Annotated in this window: 18 protein-coding genes and 4 pseudogenes; 15 read left to right on the top strand and 7 right to left on the bottom strand. The window is 73.6% G+C overall.

The genetic code is table 11. The features are described 5' to 3' along the window. Nucleotides 1-32: 32 nt before the first annotated feature. Nucleotides 33-332, bottom strand: a pseudogene (locus ACQ86J_RS26165) (LLM class flavin-dependent oxidoreductase); the annotation flags it as partial. A 256-nt stretch (nt 333-588) separates the two neighbouring features. Between ACQ86J_RS26165 and ACQ86J_RS26160 the strand changes: the two are divergent. From ACQ86J_RS26160 to ACQ86J_RS26150, 3 genes are read left to right on the top strand one after another with little or no spacing between them, the layout of a single operon-like run. Next, nucleotides 589-1,086, top strand: coding sequence for a MarR family transcriptional regulator (locus tag ACQ86J_RS26160; RefSeq protein WP_431267835.1), 498 nt, complete (start codon nt 589-591; stop codon nt 1,084-1,086). Continuing rightward, nucleotides 1,067-2,200, top strand: a complete 1,134-nt coding sequence (locus ACQ86J_RS26155) for an HlyD family secretion protein (RefSeq protein ID WP_431267834.1) — start codon at nt 1,067-1,069, stop codon at nt 2,198-2,200. The genes ACQ86J_RS26160 and ACQ86J_RS26155 overlap by 20 nt, the downstream gene beginning before the upstream one ends. Further along, nucleotides 2,193-3,680, top strand: coding sequence for a DHA2 family efflux MFS transporter permease subunit (locus ACQ86J_RS26150; protein ID WP_431267833.1), 1,488 nt, complete (start codon nt 2,193-2,195; stop codon nt 3,678-3,680). The genes ACQ86J_RS26155 and ACQ86J_RS26150 overlap by 8 nt, the downstream gene beginning before the upstream one ends. A gap of 54 nt (nt 3,681-3,734) precedes the next feature. On the opposite strand, the gene ACQ86J_RS26145 is transcribed toward ACQ86J_RS26150, so the two are convergent. Then, nucleotides 3,735-6,191 carry a heme-binding protein gene (locus tag ACQ86J_RS26145; protein WP_431267832.1) on the bottom strand — a complete coding sequence of 819 codons (2,457 nt, stop codon included), beginning with the start codon at nt 6,189-6,191 and terminating at the stop codon, nt 3,735-3,737. Nucleotides 6,192-6,265: 74 nt separating this feature from the next. Here ACQ86J_RS26145 and ACQ86J_RS26140 point away from each other — a divergent pair, with 74 nt between their 5' ends. Together ACQ86J_RS26140 and ACQ86J_RS26135 are read left to right on the top strand one after the other, a co-directional pair. Continuing rightward, on the top strand, nt 6,266-6,949 hold the full coding sequence (locus ACQ86J_RS26140; protein WP_431267831.1) for a M20/M25/M40 family metallo-hydrolase: 684 nt from the start codon (nt 6,266-6,268) through the stop codon (nt 6,947-6,949). Then, complete coding sequence (locus ACQ86J_RS26135; protein WP_431272536.1) at nt 6,844-7,482, top strand: peptidase dimerization domain-containing protein; 639 nt, start codon at nt 6,844-6,846, stop codon at nt 7,480-7,482. The genes ACQ86J_RS26140 and ACQ86J_RS26135 overlap by 106 nt, the downstream gene beginning before the upstream one ends. A gap of 110 nt (nt 7,483-7,592) precedes the next feature. Here ACQ86J_RS26135 and ACQ86J_RS26130 read toward each other — a convergent pair whose 3' ends face one another. Together ACQ86J_RS26130 and ACQ86J_RS26125 are read right to left on the bottom strand one after the other, a co-directional pair. Next, nucleotides 7,593-7,889, bottom strand: a complete 297-nt coding sequence (locus ACQ86J_RS26130) for a hypothetical protein (RefSeq protein ID WP_431267830.1) — start codon at nt 7,887-7,889, stop codon at nt 7,593-7,595. After that, nucleotides 7,856-8,983 (bottom strand): glycosyltransferase family 39 protein, encoded by a 1,128-nt coding sequence (locus tag ACQ86J_RS26125; protein ID WP_431267829.1) that lies wholly within the window; start codon nt 8,981-8,983, stop codon nt 7,856-7,858. Before ACQ86J_RS26125 ends, ACQ86J_RS26130 begins: the two co-directional genes overlap by 34 nt. A gap of 449 nt (nt 8,984-9,432) precedes the next feature. On the opposite strand from ACQ86J_RS26125, the gene ACQ86J_RS26120 reads away from it, so the two are divergent. Then, a complete protein-coding gene (locus ACQ86J_RS26120) occupies nt 9,433-9,930 on the top strand; it encodes a DMT family transporter (protein WP_431267828.1) in 498 nt (165 codons plus the stop codon). On the opposite strand, the gene ACQ86J_RS26115 is transcribed toward ACQ86J_RS26120, so the two are convergent. Continuing rightward, the gene (locus tag ACQ86J_RS26115) at nt 9,922-10,881 is read right to left on the bottom strand and encodes an A/G-specific adenine glycosylase (protein ID WP_431267827.1); all 960 of its coding nucleotides are present in this window, start codon (nt 10,879-10,881) and stop codon (nt 9,922-9,924) included. The two genes, ACQ86J_RS26120 and ACQ86J_RS26115, sit on opposite strands and share 9 nt — an antisense overlap. Before the next feature lie 56 nt (nt 10,882-10,937). Here ACQ86J_RS26115 and ACQ86J_RS26110 point away from each other — a divergent pair, with 56 nt between their 5' ends. The 7 genes and pseudogenes from ACQ86J_RS26110 to ACQ86J_RS26080 form a co-directional block, all read left to right on the top strand. Next, complete coding sequence (locus tag ACQ86J_RS26110; protein WP_431267826.1) at nt 10,938-11,591, top strand: DciA family protein; 654 nt, start codon at nt 10,938-10,940, stop codon at nt 11,589-11,591. Beyond that, nucleotides 11,588-11,713 (top strand): annotated as a pseudogene (locus ACQ86J_RS26105) (thioredoxin domain-containing protein); the annotation flags it as partial. The gene ACQ86J_RS26110 and the pseudogene ACQ86J_RS26105, both read left to right, overlap by 4 nt. A 61-nt stretch (nt 11,714-11,774) precedes the next feature. Next, nucleotides 11,775-12,083 (top strand): DsbA family protein, encoded by a 309-nt coding sequence (locus ACQ86J_RS26100; RefSeq protein WP_431267825.1) that lies wholly within the window; start codon nt 11,775-11,777, stop codon nt 12,081-12,083. 143 nt (nt 12,084-12,226) lie between these two features. Next, nucleotides 12,227-12,271, top strand: a pseudogene (locus tag ACQ86J_RS26095) (hypothetical protein); the annotation flags it as partial. Between the two features lie 43 nt (nt 12,272-12,314). Further along, a complete protein-coding gene (locus tag ACQ86J_RS26090) occupies nt 12,315-12,959 on the top strand; it encodes a hypothetical protein (protein WP_431267824.1) in 645 nt (214 codons plus the stop codon). A 64-nt stretch (nt 12,960-13,023) separates the two neighbouring features. Next, nucleotides 13,024-14,106: a hypothetical protein gene (locus ACQ86J_RS26085; RefSeq protein ID WP_431267823.1), complete on the top strand. Its 1,083-nt coding sequence runs from the start codon at nt 13,024-13,026 to the stop codon at nt 14,104-14,106. Nucleotides 14,107-15,715: 1,609 nt separating this feature from the next. After that, nucleotides 15,716-16,732, top strand: a pseudogene (locus ACQ86J_RS26080) (hypothetical protein); the annotation flags it as partial. Between the two features lie 4 nt (nt 16,733-16,736). On the opposite strand, the gene ACQ86J_RS26075 reads toward ACQ86J_RS26080, so the two are convergent. Further along, nucleotides 16,737-16,877, bottom strand: a complete 141-nt coding sequence (locus ACQ86J_RS26075) for a hypothetical protein (RefSeq protein WP_431267822.1) — start codon at nt 16,875-16,877, stop codon at nt 16,737-16,739. 199 nt (nt 16,878-17,076) lie between these two features. Between ACQ86J_RS26075 and ACQ86J_RS26070 the strand changes: the two genes are divergently transcribed. Next, a complete protein-coding gene (locus tag ACQ86J_RS26070; protein WP_431267821.1) occupies nt 17,077-19,089 on the top strand; it encodes an ABC transporter ATP-binding protein in 2,013 nt (670 codons plus the stop codon). Then, nucleotides 19,086-20,177 (top strand): TRAP transporter substrate-binding protein, encoded by a 1,092-nt coding sequence (locus ACQ86J_RS26065; RefSeq protein ID WP_431267820.1) that lies wholly within the window; start codon nt 19,086-19,088, stop codon nt 20,175-20,177. Before ACQ86J_RS26070 ends, ACQ86J_RS26065 begins: the two co-directional genes overlap by 4 nt. A 41-nt stretch (nt 20,178-20,218) precedes the next feature. Here ACQ86J_RS26065 and ACQ86J_RS26060 read toward each other — a convergent pair whose 3' ends face one another. Next, nucleotides 20,219-21,808: an ABC transporter substrate-binding protein gene (locus ACQ86J_RS26060; protein ID WP_431267819.1), complete on the bottom strand. Its 1,590-nt coding sequence runs from the start codon at nt 21,806-21,808 to the stop codon at nt 20,219-20,221. Nucleotides 21,809-21,856: the final 48 nt, after the last annotated feature.

Genomic DNA, 21,856 nt, shown 5'->3' with positions numbered 1-21,856 from the left:
TCGGTGCGGCCCATGTTACGGGCCTCCGAATCGTTCAGCGAGGTCACCACGTTCCAGGCGGCCCGGCCGCCGATGACATGGTCCAGCGTGGCGAAGGTGCGCGCGACGTGGAACGGCTCGTAATAGGTGGTGGAATAGGTGCCGCCGAGGCCGAGATGCTTCGTCGCCAGCCCCATCGCGGTCAGCAGCGGGATCAGGTCCAGCTTGACGCTGCGGATGCCGTGCTCGACCGCCGGGCCGTGGTCGTCGCCGTAGATGTCGGGCATCGCCAGCCGGTCGTCGAAGAAGGCCAGATGGAACTTGCCCTCCTCCAGCGTCCGGGCGATCCGCATGTAGTGCTCGGCCGAGAGGAAATCCGGGATCGCCTCGGCATGCCGCCAGGACCCCGGGTAGTTGGAGCAGTTCTGCGCCTGGAGGAAGGCGATCAGGGTCATGTCGCGGCGCCTGCGGTCAGCCATGCCGTACACCCCTGCCCTTCCCTGGATCGTTCCCGCCGGCAGGATGCGTCCACCCGGCGCGCAGGGGTAGCCCCCGGCAGGCCAAAATATCTAGCTTCCTCATTATTCGGGGGCGTCCTAGTCTCCCCCGATGCGGGACGGCTCCACCCTCGCCCATACCCAGTGGCGCATCGGCATCACCATCGCCCAGATCGCCCGGCGCTGGCGCGCGCGGCTCGACCAGCGGATCGCCGAATACGGGCTGACCGAGGCGCGCTGGCTGGCCCTGCTGGCGATCTCCCGCGGCGGCGAGGGCATGACCCAGAAGGACCTCGCCGGCCGCCTGCTGATCGAGGGGCCGACCCTGGTCCGGACCCTGGACTGGCTGGAGGGCGAGGGGCTGGTCGAGCGCCGCGAGGCGCCGCATGACCGCCGCGCCAAGACCCTGCACCTGACCGCGAAGGCCCGGCCGCTGATCCACCGGATCGAGGCGGCGGCCACCGGTGTCCGGGCCGAGATCCTGGCCGGCATCCCGGAAGCCGAGCTGGCGCATTGCCTGGCGGTGCTGGAACGCGTGGCGGTCGGCCTGGCCGCGCCGGCCCCGCCCCCACCGGTCGCGGAGGCCGAGGATGGATGTCGGTCCGGCTAGCGGCCCCGCCCGCCTGCTCGCCCCGCCGCGGAACCCGGCGCGGCGGCTGCGCCTGCTCGGCTTGGCCGCGCTGCTGGCCGCGGTGCTGGCCGCTGGCGTCTGGTTCACCCACCGCTTCCTGACCCTGCTGGTCGTCGACGACGCGCGCGTCGCGGCGGACATGATCACGATCTCCTCCCGCGTGCCGGGCTGGGTCGCCGAGGTGACGGTGATCGCCGGCGACAGCCTCGGCGCCGGCAAGCTGCTGGTGCGGATCGACGACCGTGACCAGGCGCTGGCGCTGCGCGAGATCGAGGCCCGGCTGGCCAGCCTCGGCGCCAAGCGCGGCGAGCTGGAGGCACGGCTCGAGATGGTCGACCGGCAGACCGCCAGCCTGCAGGCCGTCAGCCGCGCCAAGCTGGACGTGGCCCGCGCGGCGCTGCCGGCGGCCGAGGCCGAGCGGATCTTCGCCGAGGCCGAGTTCGGCCGCGCCATGCAGCTGATGACCAGCGGCAGCGGCACGCGGCAGCGGCACGACCAGGCGCGCAGCCTGCTGGACGGGGCGCGGCAGCGGGTGCTGGGGGCGATGGCCGAGATCCAGACCGCCGAGGCGCAGACCGTCGCGGCCGAGGCGGCCCGGGCCGAGCTGGCGGTGCTGCGCCGCCAGCTGGATGCGCTGGAGCCGTCCGAGCGGGAATTATCGGCGCAGCGCGACCGCGCCGCGCTCGACCTGCGCGACCGCAGCATCCTGATGCCCTTCGACGGCGTGGTGGACCGCGTCTTCATCGACCCGGGCGAATACGTGGCGGCCGGCCAGCGCGTGCTGATGCTGCACAACCCGGCGCGGGTCCGGGTCGAGGGCAATGTGAAGGAGACGGAGATCCGCTTCCTCCGCCCCGGCACGAAAGTCGAGGTGGTGGTGGACGCCCTGCCCGGCCAGCGCTTCGCCGGCGTCGTGGAACGCATCGGCGGCGCCGCCACCAGCGAATTCGCCCTGCTGCCCAGCCCGAACCCCTCCGGCAACTTCACCAAGATCACCCAGCGCCTGCCGGTGCGCGTCGCGCTGCAGCCGCCGCCCGCGCCCGGCCTGCTGCGGCCGGGGATGATGGTGGAGATCGAGGCGACCCGTGACTGAAAGGACGCTCGAGGCGCTCGCGCAGCGCTTCGGCCCGTCCTACCGCTGGCTGGTGACCGTCACCGCGATCATCGGCACCGTCGCCTCGATCCTGTCCTCGACTATCGTCAATGTCGCGCTGCCCGACATCATGGGCGCCTTCGGCATCGGCCAGGACCATGCGCAGCTGCTGTCCACCGGTTTCCTGGCGGCGGTCACCGGCACCATGCTGATGAATGCCTGGCTGGTGGAGAGCTTCGGCTTCCGCGCCACCTATGCCGCCGCCGTCGGGCTCTTCCTGTTCGGTTCGGTCGTCGCCGGCGTCGCGCCGAACGAAGGGCTGCTGATCCTCGGCCGCATCCTGCAGGGCGCCTCGGCGGGCATGCTGCAGCCGCTGATGACGCAGATCGTCTTCCAGGTCTTCCCGCCGGAGAAGCGCGGCAGCGCCATGGGGCTGGCCGCCATCGGCGTGGTGCTGGCGCCGGCGCTGGGCCCGACGGTGGGCGGGCTGCTGGTCGACAATTACGGCTGGCGCAGCGTCTTCTTCCTGGCCATGCCGGTCGCGCTGGCAGGCCTGGCGATGGGCTGGGTCTTCATGCCGAGCGCCGTCTCGCCGCAGCGGCGGCGCTTCGACCTGCCGGGCTTCCTGCTGCTGATCTGCGCCCTGCTGGCGCTGTTCATGGGCCTGTCGAGCGGCCAGCGCGAGGGCTGGGCTGCCTCCCGGGTGGATGCGGAGCTGGGCGTCGCCGCGCTGTCCGCGACCGGCTTCGTGCTGTGGGAGCTGCGCTGCCCGGCGCCGCTGCTCAACCCGCGCGTGTTCGGCCATGTCGGCTTCGCCGGAGCCTTCTGCGTGGCGCTGATCTACGGCGCCAGCATCTTCGGCAGCACCTACCTGATCCCGTTGTTCGTGCAGACCATCCAGGGCTACACCGCGACGCGGGCCGGGCTGGTGCTGATGCCGGCGGGGCTGATCATGGTGGTGGTATTCCCCATCGCCGGCCGGTTGGCGGACCGGCTGCCGGCCTGGCAGCCGATGGTCGCCGGGCTGATGCTCTTCGCCTATTCCGCCTGGCTGCTGCGCGGCGTCGATACCGACATCCCCTTCTGGACCCTGGCGCTCTGGATCATGGTCGGCCGCGTCGGGCTGGGGCTGACCATGCCCAGCATGAATGCCGGGGCGCTGCGGGCGCTGCCGCCGCGCTTCCTCGGCCAGGGCGCGGGGGCGATCAACTTCGCCCGGCTAGTCGGCGGCGCGCTCGGGGTGAACCTGCTGTCCATCCTGCTGGAGCAGAAGACCGAGCTCCATGCCCAGACCCTGACCCCGACCCAGGATGGCGGCAGCGCGGCGACGCTCGAATTCCCTGCGCCTCACGCAAGGCCTGCTGCGGCAGGACGGGGTGCCGGGAGACGGAGCTGCTCGGCGGGTCCTACGACTACCTGGCGCGGGTTCTGGCGGCGCAGGCGGGGATGCTCGGCTTCCGCGACAGCTTCCTGGCGGTGACCATCGCCTGCCTGGTCGCGGTGCTGCCGGCCATGGCGCTGCGCCGCCGCCGGGTCAGCGCGGCGTGACCGGCACCACCGCCTCGTTCCGCCGCAGCGGCGGCAGGGTCCAGGGCGGGTCGTAGAACCAGTCCTCCGCCGCGCCGGCCGGCTGCCAGGGGCCGTCCCGCAGCGCCGCCAGCAGCGCGGCGCGCCGGGTGGCGACAGTGGAGGCACTGGGTATGCCGCTGTAGCGCAGCACGGCCATGGTCGCGGCCGGCACCTCGACGATCGTCACGCGCGCATCCTCGGGCTGCGGCAGGGTCTCGTGCGTGTAGCGGGCCGGCATGAAGAAGCGGATGGTCCAGCCCTCCGCCGCGGCCTCCTGCACCACCGGGGCGGTCATGGCGATGCGTTCCGGGGATTGTGCGACCGGCGCGGTCATGGCGATCCTCGCCTGGCCGCGATTCGCCCCGAAGATGAAGCCGGCGAGGCGGCGGAAGCCCTCGCGGCGCGCCGCCTCCTCGGCGGCGTCGGCGACGGTGGTCTCGGCCGCGAGGCGCGGGGCATAGCGGCGGATCTCCACCGGGCCCTGCTGGCCGATCACCTCGAAGCGCGGCTCCTCCGTCCCCGACCGCACCCCGATCACCGAGCAGGCGCCGAGCAGCAAAGCCGAGGCGGCGGAGAGCAGGCGTGGCAGCATGCGCGGCATTCCTTCATCGCCGCCAGAGATGGGCAGGCGCCTCCGCAGGTCCAGGGTCAGCGGCGGAGGACGACGGCCGCGCCGCGGAGGCCGGAGGCGGAGAGGCTGCGCAGGCGGTATTCCAGCGGGCCGGCCGGTGGCGCCGTGTCCGTCCATTCGGCGGCGCGCAAGGGCAGTGGCGCAATGCGGCGCCACGGCCCGGTGCCGGCCCGGCGATGGAGTTCGTAGCCGTAGAAGCTGGGGGACCGGTCCGGCCGCCAGCGCAGCAGCAGGTCGTCGCCGCGCGCCTCGGCACGCAGCCCCGCCGGTGCCGCGGGCGGCGCCGGGTCGAAGGGCGTCAGCCAGACCAGCAGCGTCGCATGCGGCGAGCTCGAGGTCGAGCGCCACACGCCCGTCTCGCGGCGCGAAGCCGGCGCGCAGCGGCGCCTGCACGCCAAGTTCCGCCACCGGGCGCAGCCGCCGTGCCGCTGCGGCGTCGATGCGGCCGGGCATCGCGCGCCCCGCCGCGGCGAAGGCGTTGGAAAGCCGGCCGTCGATGCGGAACACGGCCAGGTTCACCCGCGGCCAGGCGATGTCCTGCACCACCCAGCGCAGCCGCCGCGCCGCGCCCTCCTGCAGGGTCAGCAGCGCCGCGATGCCCGCCTCGCCGGTGGTGGTCATACGGTACAGCTCGGGCCCAGCCTCGATCTCCAGCACCCGGTCGCCCAGCAGCCGCAGCATCTCGTAGAAGCCGAAGACCGGCAGCTTCAGCAGGTCCGCCGGACCGGCATCCGTCCGTGTGAACAGCGCGCGGCGGCCATCGAAGGGCGCCCGCACCAGGTGCTGGTTGGCATTGTCCGCCGCCGCCAGGACGCGCTGTCCGTGCCGCAGCGAGAGCGCAGCGTGGGCAATGGCCGAGGCCGCCAGCCAGGACGGGAAGCGCTCGTCGAGCCGTGGCGCATAGGGGGCGTCGAAGCCGACCTTCATGTCGGCCTCGTCGTTCACCAGGTCGAGGCGGCGCCCGGGCACCAGCGCCCGGGCCATGGCGGCCGTGGCCTCCGCGGCCTCGACCAGCCGGGCCATGCGCGGCGCGCCCTCCGCCTCCACCCAGACCCCCTTGCGGTGGTAGCTGAGGAAGTCGCATGGCAGGTCCGGCGCGTCGCGCAGGAATTCGAGGAAGCGGCGCATCAGCCGCGGGCCCTCCTCCGGCATCCAGGCGATCACCGGGCCGCCGAGCCGCACCGCATGGCCGCCGTCGCGCACCGCCACCGCGGTGGCGCGATAGAGGTCGAGGTAGCGGTCGAAGTCGCCGGCCCAGAAGGGCGGCATGTTCGGCTCGTTCCAGACCTCCAGCCACCAGCGTGCGACTTCGGCCGCCCCGAACCGCGCCACCGCGGCATCGAGGAAGCCGCGCACCAGCGCCTGCCAGCGGGTGAACTCCGCCGGCGGGTCGATCGGCCGGGGCGCGACCGCGGCGGGGAAGAAGGCCAGCGGCAGGAAGGGCACCAGCCCGCGCGAGACCAGCGCCTCCAGCGCCGCGAGCGGCGCGGCGAAGTCCATCGGTGCCTCGGGGGCCGGCCAGGTGCCGCCGCTGCTCACCGGGAAGGTCGCCTCCCGCTGCCCCGCATTCAGCACGCCGAAGACCCGGACCGCGCCGAAGGCCCCGGGCGAGGCCGCCATGGCATCCAGCATCCGGACCATGCGCGGCTCGTCCAGCCAGTCGATGTCGAAGACGCCCACCATGTCGAAGTCGCCGCGGCGGAACGATCCCAGGGATGCCCGGGCCGAGACCATGCCGGGCGCCAGCCCCGCTGCCGCCAGCCCCGCCAGCACCGCCCGCCGTCCCGGCATCTCGTGCCTCCTCCCTGCTTGACGCCGGCCGCGCGGCGCGCAGGACTGCGCGCGCACGCCTCACGGGAAACGCCATGACCGCCGCAGCGACCATCGCCCGCATCCTCGCCGATCCGCGTTTCCGCGACGCCGTCGCCACGATGACACGCGAGCACGACCGCACCGTCGCCGACATCGTCACCCTGACCGAGATCCCCTCCCCGCCCTTCGCCGAGGAGCGCCGCGCCGCGGCCTACCTGGAGATGCTCCGCGCCCATGGGCTGGAGGAGGTGGAGCGGGACGCGATCGGCAACGTGATGGGCCGCCGCCGCGGCAGCGGGAACGGCCGGACCGTGGTGGTCGCCGCGCATCTCGACACCGTCTTCCCCGCCGGCACCGACGTGCGGGTGCGGCGGGAGGGGACGAAGCTGTATGCTCCCGGCGTCGGCGACGATACCCGCAGCCTCGCGGTCAACCTCGCCTTCCTCCGCGCCATGGACGCCGCCGGCATCCGCACCCGCAGCGACATCCTCTTCCTCGGCGATGTGGGGAGGAAGGACTCGGCGACCTGCGCGGCGTGCGGCACTTCTTCCTCGAGGGCCGCCACCGCGACAAGGTCGATGCCTTCTTCACCGTGGACAGCCCGGAGGTGGACCGCATCGTCACCGGCGGCATCGGCAGCAAGCGCTACCGCGTCACCTTCCGCGGCCCCGGCGGCCACAGCTTCGCCGCCTTCGGCCTGGTCAACCCGGCCTATGCCATGGCCCGCGCCATGCTGACGCTGGCCGGACTGGCGGCACCGGATGCGCCGCAGACCACGCATTGCGCCAGCGTCATGGGCGGCGGCACCTCGGTGAACGCCATCCCGAACGAGGTCTGGATGGAGGTCGACCTGCGCAGCCAGTCGGCGGCGGAGCTCGCCCGGCTGGAAGCCGAGTTCCTCGCCGGCGTCGAGGGCGCGACCGCGGCCGAGAATGCCGCCCGCTCGACGCGGGAGGGCGCCATCGTCACCGAGATAACCCCGATCGGCGACCGCCCGGCCGGCCATACCACGCCGGACGCCGACATCGTCCAGCTCGCCACCGCCGCGGTCGCGGCACGTGGCTACACGCCGCGGCACGAATACTCATCGACCGATGCCAACATCCCGATGAGCCTCGGCATCCCGGCGGTGAAGATCGGCTCGGGCGGCCGCGGCGGCCGGGCGCATTCGCTGGAGGAGTGGATCGATGTCGAGCCGGTGGAGAGCCTGCGCGGCATGTCGGCCAGCCTGGCGACCATCCTGGCGGTGGCGGGGATGGAGGAGGCGTAGGAAGGCTGGGGAGGGAAAAAGGCATTCCCTCCCCAGGCCCCACCCGTCCTTTCGTGAGTCGGGCGCGCCGCGCGGCGAGTGCCGGACTCACAAAATGGATGCGGCCACCCTCAGGGCGCGCCGTCCCAGACCAGCACCGTCAGCATCGCATGCCGCCGGTCGAGCCGCGGCACCTGCCCCGGCACCAGCCCCATCGCCTGTTGCGTCAGCAGGTCCCCGTCGCGCGGGTTCAGCACCAGCCAGACCCGCTTGCCCTGCCGCACCCATTCGGCGATCCGCGCATCCGGCACCCGCTCGGCCTCCGTCATGCCCTGCGGCGCGAAGGGCGCCAGCGGGATCAGCGGCGCGCCATCCGGCTGCCAGCGGTCCTGCTTCAGCCCGTCGAGGTAGTAGCCGAGGCCCAGCATGTTGGTCCGCGGCCCGAGCGCCACGACGTCGCGCGCGCCGAGCGCGGCCCGAGCGCGGCGCCGAGCCCGCGCCAATCCTCCTTGATCTGCGGCGTCACCGTCAGGATGCCGTGCAGGCCGAGCCCGGTCGCCACCACCAGCGCCAGCGCGAAGCCGCCGCGCAGCCAGGCCGGCGGCCGGGCGGAGACCAGCGCCATGGCCATCAGGATGGCGACCGGAACCGGGACGAAGACCGCGATCCGCGGGATGAAGAAGGGCGAGGCGAGCAGGCTCGTCCCCAGCGTCATCGCCAGGAACAGCGCCGCCGGCGCCGCCAGGAAGACCCAGGCCAGCCGCCCCGGCCGCGCCCGCCACAATGCCCAGCCGAACAGCGCCAGCACGACCACAGAGATGATGCTGGCGATGCGGAAGCGCAGCGCGAAGATCGGGTCGACCAGCAGCGTATTGGCCAGGTTGAACAGGCCGACCAGGTCCGGCCTCTCGATCCAGGCGATGTCGTAGCGGCCGGCCTGCGCCAGGATCGCACGGATCTCGGGGATTGCCAGCAGCACCACCGCCGCATCCACCGCCGCCAGCCGCAGCAGCGGTGCCCAACCAGCGCGCGCCTGCAGCAGCCAGAAGCCGGCGCAGAGGTTCAGCGCCGCCAGGGTGAAGGCCGAGGTCGCATGCGCATAGACCAATCCCAGCGCGGCGACGCCGTAAAGCGCAAGTGCCTGGCCCCGCCGCGCCGGCGCCGCGCGGCAGAACCGCACCAGCCCCAGCAGCGCGAGGCAGTAGAGCGCCGGGATCAGCGCATAGGCGCGCGCCTCCTGCGCGAACTGCATCTGCATCGGATTGAGCGCGAAGATCGCCGCCGCCAGCAGCGCCGTGCCCGGCCCGGCGAATTCCCGTGCCAGCCGCCAGACCAGCGGGATCGTCGCCGCCGAGAGCAGCGCGGAGAAGGACCGGATGGCGAGTTCGCTCGACCCGAAGGCCGCCGCCCAGGGCTTCAGCAGGGTGTAGTAGAGCGGCGGCGTGGTCTCGACCTCGAAGGCCTGGGCGCTCCAGAGGAAGCCCAGGCTCTCGCGCACCCAGAAGACGCTGAACAAGCTCATCCGCCCAGTAGGACGCGGCATCGATGCGGAACAGCTTCAGCGCCAGCGCCGCCAGGGTCAGCGCCGCCAGGGCCATATATGTGGTGCGCTCGCCGATCGCCGGCGCCGCCGCGGCGAATCCATCGCGGTCCATCAGCCGTCCGCTCATCGCACCATCCAGCACTGTGCCATGTCACCATGCCGCCAGGGCTTGCCAGCCATGCCGCTCCGCTCCGCTTGCCGGGCGCACCATGCCGTGGCAGGGGTGCGCCGGCGAATAAACGGATCGTCGGCAAGGCGATGCTCGCGCAACGGTGTCATGCGGCTTGTTGCGGGCGGCGCGTTCGCAAGTGTGGCGACGGCATCACCTTTCGCTTATTCCGGCAATTTGAGCCGCCGTTACAACGCCTTCGTGTCCGCCGCCAGGATGCGAAGGACGACATATTGACAGCACTGAATCGGAGAGTTGCGTGTCCCCCGCGAACCAGGAAGCACCGGCCGCCCAGCACTGGGCGGCGCTGGTGATCGCCATCATCGCGTCCCAGGCGGGACAGGTGCTGCTGAAGCTCGGCGCCAGCGGCCTGCCGCCGATGGAACACGACCTGATCGCCAGCCTGCTGGCGCAGTTGCTGCGCTGGCAGACCCTGGTCGGGCTCTGCTGCTACGGCAGCGGCACGATGTTCTACGTGGTGGCGCTGCGCCGCATCCCGATGTCGGTCGCCGCGCCCTGCACCGCGGTCTCCTACGTCTCCGCCACGCTGTTCGGCCTGCTGCTGTTCCACGAGACATTGTCGCCGACGAAGATCGCCGGTCTGGCGCTGGTCTGCCTCGGCGTGGTGCTGCTGGCCGAGATCGGCGGCAGGCGCCAGCCCGCCAGGAACCAGTCCATCCAGGACCGGGACGCCATGGCTCGGGCCGCCGCCGCCGGCCTCAGCCCGCCAGATCGAGCAGTTTCCGCATCACCGTAGGCAGCGCGCCGCCGGCCTCGGCCAGGGGCGCGCCTCCATCCCGGCGGGCGGCACGAGCCGCGGCAGACTGGCGGACAGCAGCAGCATCTCCAGCTCGAAATGGGTGAAGCCGTGCCGGGCAGTGCCCGGCACAAGGCGCCAGGCCAGCCCCGGCACGGGGGCGAACTCCTCCGCCTCTCCCAGCTGTCCAGGGCGCCTCGCGCCAGGGCGTGCCGGGCACTTCCAGCATGCCGCCCAGCAGCCCCGCGGCGGCCGGCGCCGCAGCAGGACCTGGCCGGCGGCATCGGTCAGCAGGAAATGCATCCCGTGCCGCAGCGGCCGCGCCCGCTTCGGCGTCTTGGCCGGCAGGCTTTCCTGGATTCCCTGGCGCTGCGCCGCACAGCCCTCCCGCCAGGGGCAGAGGGCGCAGGCCGGTGCCCGTGGGGTGCAGATGGTGGCGCCGAGGTCGAACAGCGCCTGGGCGAAGTCGCCGGGCCGCGCCCGGGCCTCGGCATCCGCCATGAAGCCCCCGGCCAGCGCCGCGAGCCGCGGCTTCGCCCCTGGAAGCGGTGCCGTCTCGGCCGTCAGCCGCGCCACCACCCGCTCCACATTGCCGTCCACCGGCACCACCGGCTGGTCGAAGGCGATCGCCGCGACCGCGGCGGCGGTATAGGCGCCGATCCCCGGCAGCGCCCGCAGCCCCTCCACCTCCTCGGGGAAGTCGCCGGCGGCGGCCACCAGCCGGGCGCAGGCGTGCAGGTTGCGGGCCCGGGCGTAGTAGCCAAGCCCGGCCCACTCCTCCATCACCGCCGCCTCGGGGGCGGCCGCCAGCGCCGCCACCGTCGGGAAGCGCGCGAGGAACCGGTCGAAGCGTGGCCCTACGGCGGCGACCGTGGTCTGCTGCAGCATCACCTCGGACAGCCAGACCTGATATGGGTCGGGCCGGTTGCCCCGGCTGCGGAAGGGCAGCACGCGACGGTGGCGGTCATACCAGGACAGCAGTGAAGCAGCGGGGGAAGGGCGGGCATATGGCCAAGGATAGCGACAAAGCCGGCGGCTTCATCCCCGCCCGTTCGCCCTATGGCCCGCGGCCGCTCGGCGCGCTGATCCCGGCGTTGACGAAGCCGGTCTTCCGCAAGCGCAGCCCGGCCGGCGCCCAGCTGATGGCCGACTGGCCCGGGGTGGTCGGGCCGGCGCTCGCGGCCGTCACCACCCCGCTGCGCTTCGCCGCCGGCACGCTGACCATCGCCTGCGCCGGCCCGGTGGCGATGGAGCTGACCCATCTGGCGCCGCAGCTCATCGCCCGGATCAACGCGCACTTAGGCAAGCCAATGGTGGAGCGGCTGCGCTTCGTGCAGCAGGCCCTGTCCCGCCCGCGCCGGTGGCTAGGCCGGCCCCCGATGCCCCCTCCCCGCCCCGGTCGAGCAGGCCGTGGCCAGGGTTCCGGGGGAGGAATTGCGCGCGGCGCTGGCAAAGCTCGGCCGGGGCGTCTATCAGGATCGCTCCTGACCGCCCGCCGCGGGCGGAGTCGATGCCAGACCCCGATGGAGGCCGCATGCGCCTGCCCCGCCGTACCCTGCTCGCCGCCACCGCCCTCGCGGCCGCCCCGCTGGCCGCCCGTGCCCAGGCCACGGACCCGCGCCTTTCCGAACGCGGCATCGGCAACCCGGGCGCCCCGGTGAAGGTGATCGAGTTCTTCTCGCTCACCTGCAGCCACTGCGCCGCCTTTCACCGGGACACCTTTCCCCGGGTGAAGCGGGACCTGGTGGAGCGCGGCGCCATCCGCCTGATCTGGCGCGACTTCCCGCTCGACCAAATCGCGCTCACCGCCGCCGCGGTGGCACGCTCCCTGCCGGCCGAGCGCTATGAGGGGATTCATCGGCGCGCTGCTCTCCAGCCAGGACCGCTGGGCCTTCACCCGCGGCGACCCGCTGGTCAAGCTCGGCAAGATGGCGGCGCTGGCCGGCATGGCGAAGGCGCAATACGACCAGGTGGTGGCGGACGAGGCGCTGAAGCGCGCTATCCTCGAGCAGCGCATGGCCGCGGAGAAGGAATTCAGCGTGCAGGCCACGCCGAGCTTCTCCTTCCAGGGCGGCGGCACCATCCGCAACCAGTCCGGCAACATGCCCTTCGACCGGTTCCAGCAACTGGTCCTGGAAGTGCGGCCGGTTTGAGCGAGGACCTCGCCGCGGGCCCGGAGGTCGCGGCCGCGGATACCGCTGCCGAGGCGGCCTCGCCGGAGGCGGCCCGCGCCGCCCTGCGCGCGACCCTGGCCCGGCTGCGCATCGCCGGCTTCAAGAGCTTCGCCGAGACCACGGTGGTCGAGGTGCTGCCCGGCCTGACCGGCATCGTCGGCCCGAATGGCTGCGGCAAGTCGAACGTGGTCGAGGGCGCTGCGCTGGGCGATGGGCGAGACCTCCGCCCGGTCGATGCGCGGCGGCGAGATGGAGGACGTGATCTTCGCCGGCACGGCGACCCGGCCGGGCCGCAACCTGGCCGAGGTCACCTTGTACCTCGAGGAAGCCGCCGGCCTCGCCCCGCCGCCGCATGCCGAGGCCGAGGATCTCGAGATCGTCCGCAAGATCGCCCGCGGCGAGGGATCCTCCTTCCGGGTGAACGGGCGGGAGGTCCGGGCGCGCGACGTCCAGACCATGTTCGCCGATATCGGCTCCGGCGCCCGGGCCTCGGCCATGGTCAGCCAGGGCAAGGTCGCCGCCATGATCGGCGCCAAGCCCGAGGAGCGCCGGCAGGTGCTCGAGGAAGCGGCCGGCATCAGCGGCCTGCGGGCTCGCCGGCATGAGGCCGAGCTCAAGCTGCGCCAGGCCGAGGCGAACCTGACCCGGGCCGAGGACCTGCTCGGCCAGCTCGACGTGCAGCGCGGCTCGCTGCAGCGCCAGGCCCGGCAGGCCAACCGCTACCGCAACCTGTCCGGCTTGGTGCGGCAGGCCGAGGCCGAGTGGCTGGCGCTGCTGCGCGCGCCGCGCCGGGGCGGCGCTTGCCGTCGCCCGCGCCGCCTTCGACGCCGCCGCTGCCACCACCCGCCGCGCTGAATCCGCGGCGGAAGCCGCCGCGATCCGCAGCTTCGAGGCGGAGAAGGCCCTGGCCCCCGGCCCGATGGGGCTGCGCGAGACCGAGGCCCGCACGCGCACCGCGCTGGAGCGCCGGCGCGTCGAGTCGGAAGGCCTTGAGGCCGAGGAGCGCCGGGCCCGCGAGGCGCTCGAGGCGGCCGAGGCGCGGCTCGCCCAGATCGAGCGCGATCTTGCCCATGCGGAAGGCGTCGAGGCCGATGCCGCCGCCGCCGAGCGCCGGCTGGCGGCCGAGCAGGCCGGGCTGGACTCCGCGGCGGCCAGCCTGCCCGGCCGGCTGGACGCGGCCGAGGCGGCGCTGCAGGAGGCTGCCGAGGCGGCCCGCAGCGCCGAGCGCGCCGCCAACCTGGCGACCGAGGAAGCCGCCGCGCTGGCAGCCCGGGTGAATGCCGCCGGGCAGGAGCTGGACGCGGCCGGGCAGCGCGCCCGCCGGCTCGGCGGGCAAAGGACCGCCCTGGCCGCGGAGCACGCGGCGGCGCTGGCGACGCGGATCGCCCCGGAGCGCGTCGTCGCGGCCGAGGCTGCGGCCCGCGCGGCCGAGCAGGATTTCACCGCCGCCCGCATGGCGCTGGCCGAGGCCGAGGCGGCCCGCGCCGCCGCCCAGGAAGCCCATGCCGCGGCCCGGCGCGAGGCCAGCACCGCCGAAGCCGAGGCCGGCCGTGCCGGCGCCGCCCTGGCCGAGGCCGAGCAGCGCGCCAGCCGGATCGCCGCGCAGCACGCGGCGATCGCCCGCGACCATGCCGCCGCGTCGGCCGCGCAGGTGCCAGCCGAGCGACTGGCCGCCGCACAGGCCACCGCCGCCGCGGCTGAGGCCGAGCTCGCCACCTGCCGCGCCACGCTGGAGCGGGCCGAGGCCGACCGCGCCGCGGCGCGCGAGGCGCATGCCGCCGCCCGGCGCCGCATCGCCGATGCCGAGGCGGCGCGGCAGCGCGCCGCCGCCGAGGCAGCCGCCGCGTCCCAGCGCGCCGAGCAGGCCCGCGCCCAACGCAGCCGGCTGGCGAGCCAGCTCGCCGCCGCCGAGGGGCGCTGCTGCCGGCGGAAGCCCTGGTCGCCGCGCAGGCGGAAGCCGCGGCGTCCGAGGCGGCGCTGGCCGCCGCGCTGTCCGCCGTGACCGAGGCCGAGGCCGCCCGCACCGCCGCCGCGACCGGCCACGGTGCCGCCCGCACCGCCGCCGCCGAGGCGGAGGGTGCCGCCGCCCGCGCCGCTGCCGAGGCGCAGGCGCTGGGCGAGACGCTGGCCGCTGGGGAGACGACCGGCAGCGCCGCGCCGCCGATCCTGGATGCGGTCGCCGTCCCGGCCGGGCTGGAAGCCGCGCTCGGCGCCGCGCTGGGCGAGGCGCTGGACAGCCCGGGCGACCCTGCCGCCGCCCGCCACTGGCGCGCCCTGCCGCCCTTCGCCGCGCCCCTGCCCTGCCCGCCGGCCTGCAGCCGCTGGCCGCGCTGGTCCAGGCGCCCCAGGCGCTGGCCCGCGCCCTGTCCCAGGTCGGCCTGCTGCCGGAGGGCGGCGACGGCGCCGCGCTGCAATCGGCGCTGGCCCCGGGCCAGGCCGTGGTGGCCCGCGACGGCGCGGTCTGGCGCTGGGACGGCCATACCGCCCGGGCCGATGCGCCCAATCCCGGTGCCGTCCGGCTGCAGCAGCGCAACCGGCTGCGCGCCGCCGAGGCCCGGCTGGCAGCTGCCCGCGGCGCGACCGAGGCGGCCCGCGCCGCGCGCCGCCGCGGCCGAGCGCGCCGAGGCCGAGGCCACCGCCGCCGAGGCTGCCGCGCGCGAGACCCGCCGCGCGGCCGAGGCGCGGCTCGCCGCCGCCCGGGCCGAGGCCAGCCGCCTGGCCGCCGCCACCGCCGAGGCGGAGAGCCGGCTGGGTGCGCTCGCGCCGCCGCTGCGCGCGCTCGATTCCGAATGCGCCGAGGCGGAGGCCGCCGCGGAGGCAGCCGCCACGGCCCTGGCCACTCTGCCGGGACCGGAGGCGGCGATCGCGGAATACGACGCGGCGGCGCTGGCGGAGACGGCTGCGGCGGCCGCCGAGGCCGAGGCCCGCGACGCCCGCGCCGAAGCCGAGATGGGGCTGCAACGCAGCCGCGGCGCCGCCAACGCACTGGCCGCCGCCGCGGCGCAGGCGGAAAGCCGGCTGGGTGCCCTGGCGCCGCAGCTCGAACGCCTGCGGACCGAGCAGGCCGAGGCCGAGGCGCGGCTGCAGGCGGCCCGCGCCGCCATGGCCGGCCTGCCTGCCGTCGAAGCGCTGCGGGCCGCGGCCCGCGACGCCGCCGCGCGCGAGGCCGCGGGCCTCGCCACCGAAGCCGCCGCCCGCGCGGCGCGCGCGGCGGCCGAGGCGGCGCAGCAGGCGGCCCGGGCGGAGGCCGCCCGGCTCGGCACCGCCGCCGCCCAGGCGGAGAACCGGATCGAGGCCCTCGCGCCGCAGCTCGCCCGGCTGGAGACGGAGGCGGCCGAGGCCGAGGCGGCGCTGGCCCTGGCCCGCGCTGCGCAGGCCGAGCTGCCCGATCTGGCGGCGATCCGCGCCGGGGTGGATCAGGCGCGCGAGGCGCTTTCCGCCGCGCGGGTCGGCGAGGTCGCCGCGCTGGAAGCCCTGGCCGGGCTGCGGGCCGACCGCGAGCGCATCCGCCGCCCGCCGCGAGGGCGGCCCTCGCCGAGCAGGCCGACTGGGCCACCCGCCGCACCGACGCGGCCGGGCGGCGGGAGGCGCTTGCGGCCCGCGCTGCCGAGGCGCGGGCCGAGCGCGACGGGCTGGCGGCGCTGCCGGACGCCGCGGCCTCCCGCCACCGCCAGGCCGGGACGGCGCTCGCCGAGGTGGAGGCGGCGCATGCCGCCGCCGCCCAGGCGCTCGCCGCCGCCGAGGCCGAGCGCCAGGCCGCCGGCGAGGCTCGCCGGACAGCCGACGCCGCCTTCGCCACGGCGCGCGAGGCGCAGCTACGGGCCGAGGGCGCCGCCGAGCAGGCGACGACCGCGGCAGAGGCGGTCGAGGCCCGGGTGGCGGAACGGCTGGGCGAGAATGCCGAGCTGCCGGCGCCGGAGGAGCTGACCGACGCCGCCGAGGACAAGGCCCGGCGCAAGCTGGAGCGCCTGGCGAAGGAGCGGGAGGAGATGGGCCCGGTCAACCTCCGCGCCGATGTCGAGATGGCGGAGATCGAGGCCCGCGTCGCCGACATCACCCGCGAGCGCGAGGAGATCGGCGCCGCCATCGCCAAGCTGCGCGGCTCGATCGGCCACCTGAACCGGGAAGGCCGCGAGCGGCTGCGCGCGGTCTTCGACCGGGTGGACACCGAGTTCCGCGCCCTGTTCGGCCGGCTGTTCGGGGGCGGGCGGGCGCATCTGGCGCTGGTGGGCTCCGAGGATGCGCTGGAGGCCGGGCTCGAGATCTATGCCGAGCCGCCGGGCAAGAAGCTCTCGGCGCTGTCGCTGCTCTCGGGCGGTGAGCAGGCGTTGACGGCGCTCTCGCTCATCTTCGCGGTCTTCCGCTGCCACCCGGCGCCGGTCTGCGTGCTGGACGAGGTGGACGCGCCGCTGGACGATGCCAATGTCGAGCGGCTCTGCGACCTGCTGGACGGCATGGCGGCGGAAAGCGGCACGCGCTTCCTGGTGGTCACGCACCACCCGCTGACCATGGCGCGGATGCACCGGCTGTATGGCGTGACGATGCAGGAACGCGGCGTCAGCCGGCTGCTCAGCGTCGATCTCGGCCGTGCGGTCGAGATGGTGGAAGGCCAGCAGGCGGCCGGCTGACGCTTCAGATACGGTGGAACAGGCGCAGGATGGCCAGCGCCGCCACCGCGGTGAACAAGCCCTGCGCCAGCATCATCGGCAGCGCCCCCGGGCCGCTGACGCGGAGATGCGCCGCGGTCCGCGCCCGGCCGCGCGCCGCCTCCATCAGGCGAGGCGGAGAACAGGGCGGCGTTGCGGTCCATGGGATTGGACGGGTCGCGCATGCGGCTGATTCCTGTGGGTTGCACTCGGCATCGTAGGGTCGGACCCTGAATCCCGCGTTGACCTTGCAAGTTCCCGGCCGGATCGCCGCTTCGTCACGGGATTTCGCTTGATCCGCGGGCGCGCAGGGCGGTTCCTGCAGCATGCCCCTGCGCCCCTTCCGACTGTTCGAACGCCTGATCGACCCCGTGGCGCCGCCCGGCGAGGCCGCCGGCCGCCTGCTCGGCAGCCCGGTGCCGGAGACGCCGCCGCCCCATACCCTGCCGGGTTTCTACTGGCACTTCCTCAAGCAGACCCGGGCGCTCTTCGTCGCGCTGTTCCTTGCCGGGCTGCTGGTGGCGCTGATGGATGCCGCCATCCCGACCATGATCGGCAAGCTGATCGGCCTGCTGACCACCCATGCGCCGGACCGGCTCTGGGCCGAGGCCTGGCCGGTGCTGGTCGGCATGGGCGCCCTGGTACTGGTAGGCCGGCCCTCGGCCCTGTTGCTGCAGAACCTGATCACCCAGCAGGGCATCAACGGCAACGTCACCTCGCTCATCCGCTGGCAGAGCCACTGGCAGGTGGTCCGCCAGGGCCTGCCCTTCTTCCAGGAGGATTTCGCCGGCCGCATCGCCAACCGGGTGATGCAGGCCGGGCCGGCCCTGCGGGAAAGCGTCGTCCAGGTCATCAACGCCGTCTGGTACATCCTGGTCTACGGCACCGCCGCGGTGCTGCTGCTGGCGCAGACCGACTGGCGGCTGGCGCTGCCGATCCTCGCCTGGTTCCCGGTCTATGCCCTGCTGCTGCGCTTCCTGGTGCCGCGGATGCGCGACCGCTCGCGCGAGGCCTCCGCGCAGCGCAGCCTGCTGACCGGGCGGATCGTCGACAGCTACACCAACATCCAGACGGTGAAGCTCTTCGCCCGGGCGCGGGAGGAGGACGCGTTCATCCGCGACGGGCTGCTCGGCCTGACGGCCGCCTTCCAGCGGCAGATGCGTCTCGTCACCTTCAACGGCTTCGCCCTTGCCACGCTGAACGCGGCGATGATCACGGCGATGGCCTCGGTCGCCGTCTGGCTCTGGACGCAGGGGCGCATCGAGGTGGCCGCGGTGGCGACGGCGCTGCCCATGGCCTGGCAGATCGCCAACATCTCCGGCTGGGTCGCCTTCAATGTCACCTCGATCTTCGAGAACCTGGGCGTGGTGCAGGAGAGCATGAACTCCATCGCGGTGCCGCCGACCGCGCCCGACCCACCCGGCGCGGTGGCGCTGCGGGTGCCGCGAGGCGAGATCCGCTTCGAGCGGGTCCGCTTCGCCTATGGGCGGGAGACCGGGGTCATCCAGGGGCTCAAGCTGCGCGTGGCCCCCGGCGAGCGGGTCGGGCTGGTCGGCCATTCCGGCGCGGGCAAGTCGACCCTGGTGAACCTGCTGCTCGGCTTCTTCCGGCCGGAGGAGGGGCGGATCCTGATCGACGGGCAGGACATCAGCGGGGTGACGCTGGAGAGCCTGCGCGCCGCCATCGGCGTGGTGACGCAGGACACCGCGCTGCTGCACCGCTCGATCCGCGACAACATCCGCTACGGCCGGCCGGAGGCGAGCACGGCGGAGATCGAGGCCGCCGCCGCCCGCGCCCATGCCGATGCCTTCATCCGTGACCTGGCGGACTGGCGCGGCCGCAGCGGCTACGACGCGCATGTCGGCGAGCGCGGCGTGAAGCTGTCCGGCGGCCAGCGGCAGCGCGTTGCCATCGCCCGGGTCCTGCTGAAGGACGCGCCCATCCTGGTGCTGGACGAGGCGACCAGCGCGCTGGATCTCGGAGGTGGAGGCGGCGATCCAGGAACAGCTGGAGACGCTGATGGAGGGCAAGACGGTGATCGCCATCGCCCACCGGCTGTCCACCCTGTCCCGCATGGACCGGCTGGTGGTGCTGGACCATGGCCGGATCGCCGAGGAAGGCACCCATGCCGGTCTGCTGCGGCAGGACGGCGTCTATGCCCGGCTCTGGCGGCAGCAGAGCGGCGCCTTCGCCGACGTCTGAGGGCGGGGGGCGGAGGGCGGAGGGCGGAGGGCGGAGGGCGGAGGGCGGAGGGCGGAGGGCGGAGGGCTCCGTTGCGCCGCAGGGCGGTTCCGCGCAATCTGCCGCCCCCCAACCCCAGGGAGAAACACCCAGAATGAATCGCCGCCGCCTTATCGCAAGCGGCGCCGCCGGCGCCGCCGGCGCCGCGACGCTCGCCACGCCGAACCTGGCCTCCGCCCAGCCGCGGATCCGCTGGCGCTGCCCAGGCAGCTTCCCGAAGTCGCTCGACACCCTGTTCGGCACGCAGGAATACATCGCCCGGCGTGTCTCCGAGCTGACCGACGGCGCCTTCCAGATCCAGGTCTTCGGGCCCGGCGAGGTGGTGCCGGCGCTGCAGGTGCTGGACGCGGTCGGCGCCGGCAATGTCGAGTGCGGCTTCACCAGCGGCTACTACTACCTGGGCAAGGACCCTTCGCTGGCGATCGTCACCTGCCTGCCCTTCGGCATGTCCTCCCGCCAGCACTGGGCTTGGCTGACCCATGGCGGCGCGCGGGATCTGTATGCCGAGGTCTATCGGGACCAGGGCGTGGTCGGCATCCCGGCCGGCAATACCGGCGCGCAGATGGGCGGCTGGTTCCGCAAGGAGATCAAGAGCGTCGAGGACCTGAAGGGGCTGAAATTCCGCGTCGCCGGCTATGGCGGCTCGGCGCTGCAGAAGCTCGGCGTGATCCCGCAGCAGCTCGGCGGGCCGGACATCTACCCGGCGCTGGAGCGCGGGGTAATCGACGCCGCCGAATGGGTCGGGCCCTATGACGACGAGAAGCTCGGCTTCCACCGCATCGCGCCCTACTACTACTACCCCGGCTGGTGGGAGTACTCGCCCTCGGTCGACCTGATGGTCAATGCCAAGGCCTATGAGGAGCTGCCGGCGCAGTACAAGGCGGTGCTGAACGCCGCCTGCACCGAGAGCTGGCACTGGATGGCGGCGCGCTACGACGTGCTGAACCCGCCGGCGATGCGCCGCCTGATCGCCGGCGGCGCGCAGCTCCGCGCCTTCCCGCGCGACGTGCTGCAGGCCTGCTACAAGGCGTCGCAGGAGTTGTTCGCCGAGATCGGCGCGCAGAACCCGCGCTTCAAGCGGCTGCACGAGAAGTGGGACGCCTTCCGCATAGAGCAGACCCAGTGGCTGCGGGTGGCGGAGGACAGCCTCGGCAACTTCCTGGCGGTGCAGACCGCGCAGCGCTGACGCAAACGGCCAGGGAGCGCTGCTCCCTGGCCCCTGCCGCCTTACTTCGTCTGCAGCCGGACGTGGCGCAGCTGGAAGTAGTTGTCGGCGGTCTGGACCACCTCGGCATTGTTGCGCGCGGCCCAGACGATCTGCTGCTGGTGCAGCGGGATGTACAGCGCCTCCTCGCGGGTGATCTTGCCGACCTCGGAGATCATCGCCTGGCGCTTCGCCGCGTCGGTCTCGACCGCGATCAGGTCGGTGAGCTCGTCGATCCTGGCATTGGTCAGGCCGCCATTGTTGAAAACGCCGCGCGCCTTGCCGTCGCGGGACGCGATCAGGTTGTAGATCGCGTTGTGCGCATCGCCGGTCGCCGGGGTCCAGCCCAGCATGTAGAAGCTGGTGTTGTAGCGCGGCCCGTTGACCTCGGCGAAGAAACGGGCGCGGGTCTGGGCGTTCAGGGTGACCCGCACGCCGATGCGCGCCAGCATGGAGACGGCGGCGGTGCAGATCGCCTCGTCATTCACGTAGCGGTCGTTCGGGCAGTCCATGGTGACGCCGAAGCCGTTGGGGTAGCCGGCCTCGGCCAGCAGCTTCTTGGCGCCCTCGATGTCGACCGGCAGGCGCGTGTCGTCCGCCGGCAGGTAGCCGTTCACGCCCGGGCCCCACATCAGGCCGGTCGGCTTCGACTGGCCGCGCATGACGGTGCGCTGGATGGCATTGACATCGATCGCCTGGTACATCGCCTTGCGGACGCGGACGTCCTGGAAGGGGTTCTTGCCCTTCACGTCGCTCTTCAACAATTCCGGCCGCTGCTGGTCCATGCCGAGATAGATCGTCCGAAGCTCAGGCCCCTGGATGATCCGCACGCCCTGGGTATTGCCGATCCGCGTCACGTCCTGAGGCGGCACGGTGTAGACGAAGTCGACCTCGCCCGAGAGCAGCGCGGCGACGCGGGTCGCATCGTTGGCGATGATGTTCAGCTCGGCCCGCTCGATGTTGTGGGTCGGCTTGTCCCACCAGCCGGGATTGCGCTCGAGCACCGTCTTGCGGTCGGGCTCGCGGCTGACCAGGCGGAAAGGCCCGGTGCCCATCGCGTTGCGGGTGGCGAAGCTTTCCTCCTTGCTGGTCAGGTCGGCCGGCTTGGTGGCGTTGTTCTTCTCCGCCCAGGCCTTGGACATGATGCCCCAGGTGGTCAGCTCCTGCAGCAGGATCGGGTTGGGTGCGAGGGTCTCGATCTCGACGGTGGCATCGTCGACCTTGCGGACCTCCTTCACCGAGGCGAGCACCGCCTGCAGGTTGGACCCCTGGGCGCGCACGCGCTGGGCGCTGAAGACCACATCCTCGGCGGTGAAGGGCGTGCCGTCGGAGAACTTCACGCCCGGGCGCAGGTGGAAACGCCACACGGTAGGCGAGGGCTGCTCCCAGCGCGCGGCCAGCGCCGGCTCGACCTGCATCTCCTTGTTCCGCCGCACCAGCGGCTCGTAGATGTTGGAGTTGAAGGTCAGCAGGAAGGTCTCGTTCCGGCCGTAGGGATCCATCGGATTGACGTCGCCGTCATTCGCCCAGCGGAAGACCTGGGCGCCAGCCGGCGCCGGGATGGCGAGCGCTGTTCCGCAGAGCAGCGCGGCAGCAAGGGCAAGACGTCGCATTATGGATTTATCTCCCAGCACCTGAAGGCGCTGGACGTTATCCCGACT

The organism is Dankookia sp. P2 (assembly GCF_050632255.1).
Classification (GTDB): Bacteria; Pseudomonadota; Alphaproteobacteria; order Acetobacterales; family Acetobacteraceae; genus Paracraurococcus.
This window is presented reverse-complemented; position numbering and strand designations above follow the sequence as displayed.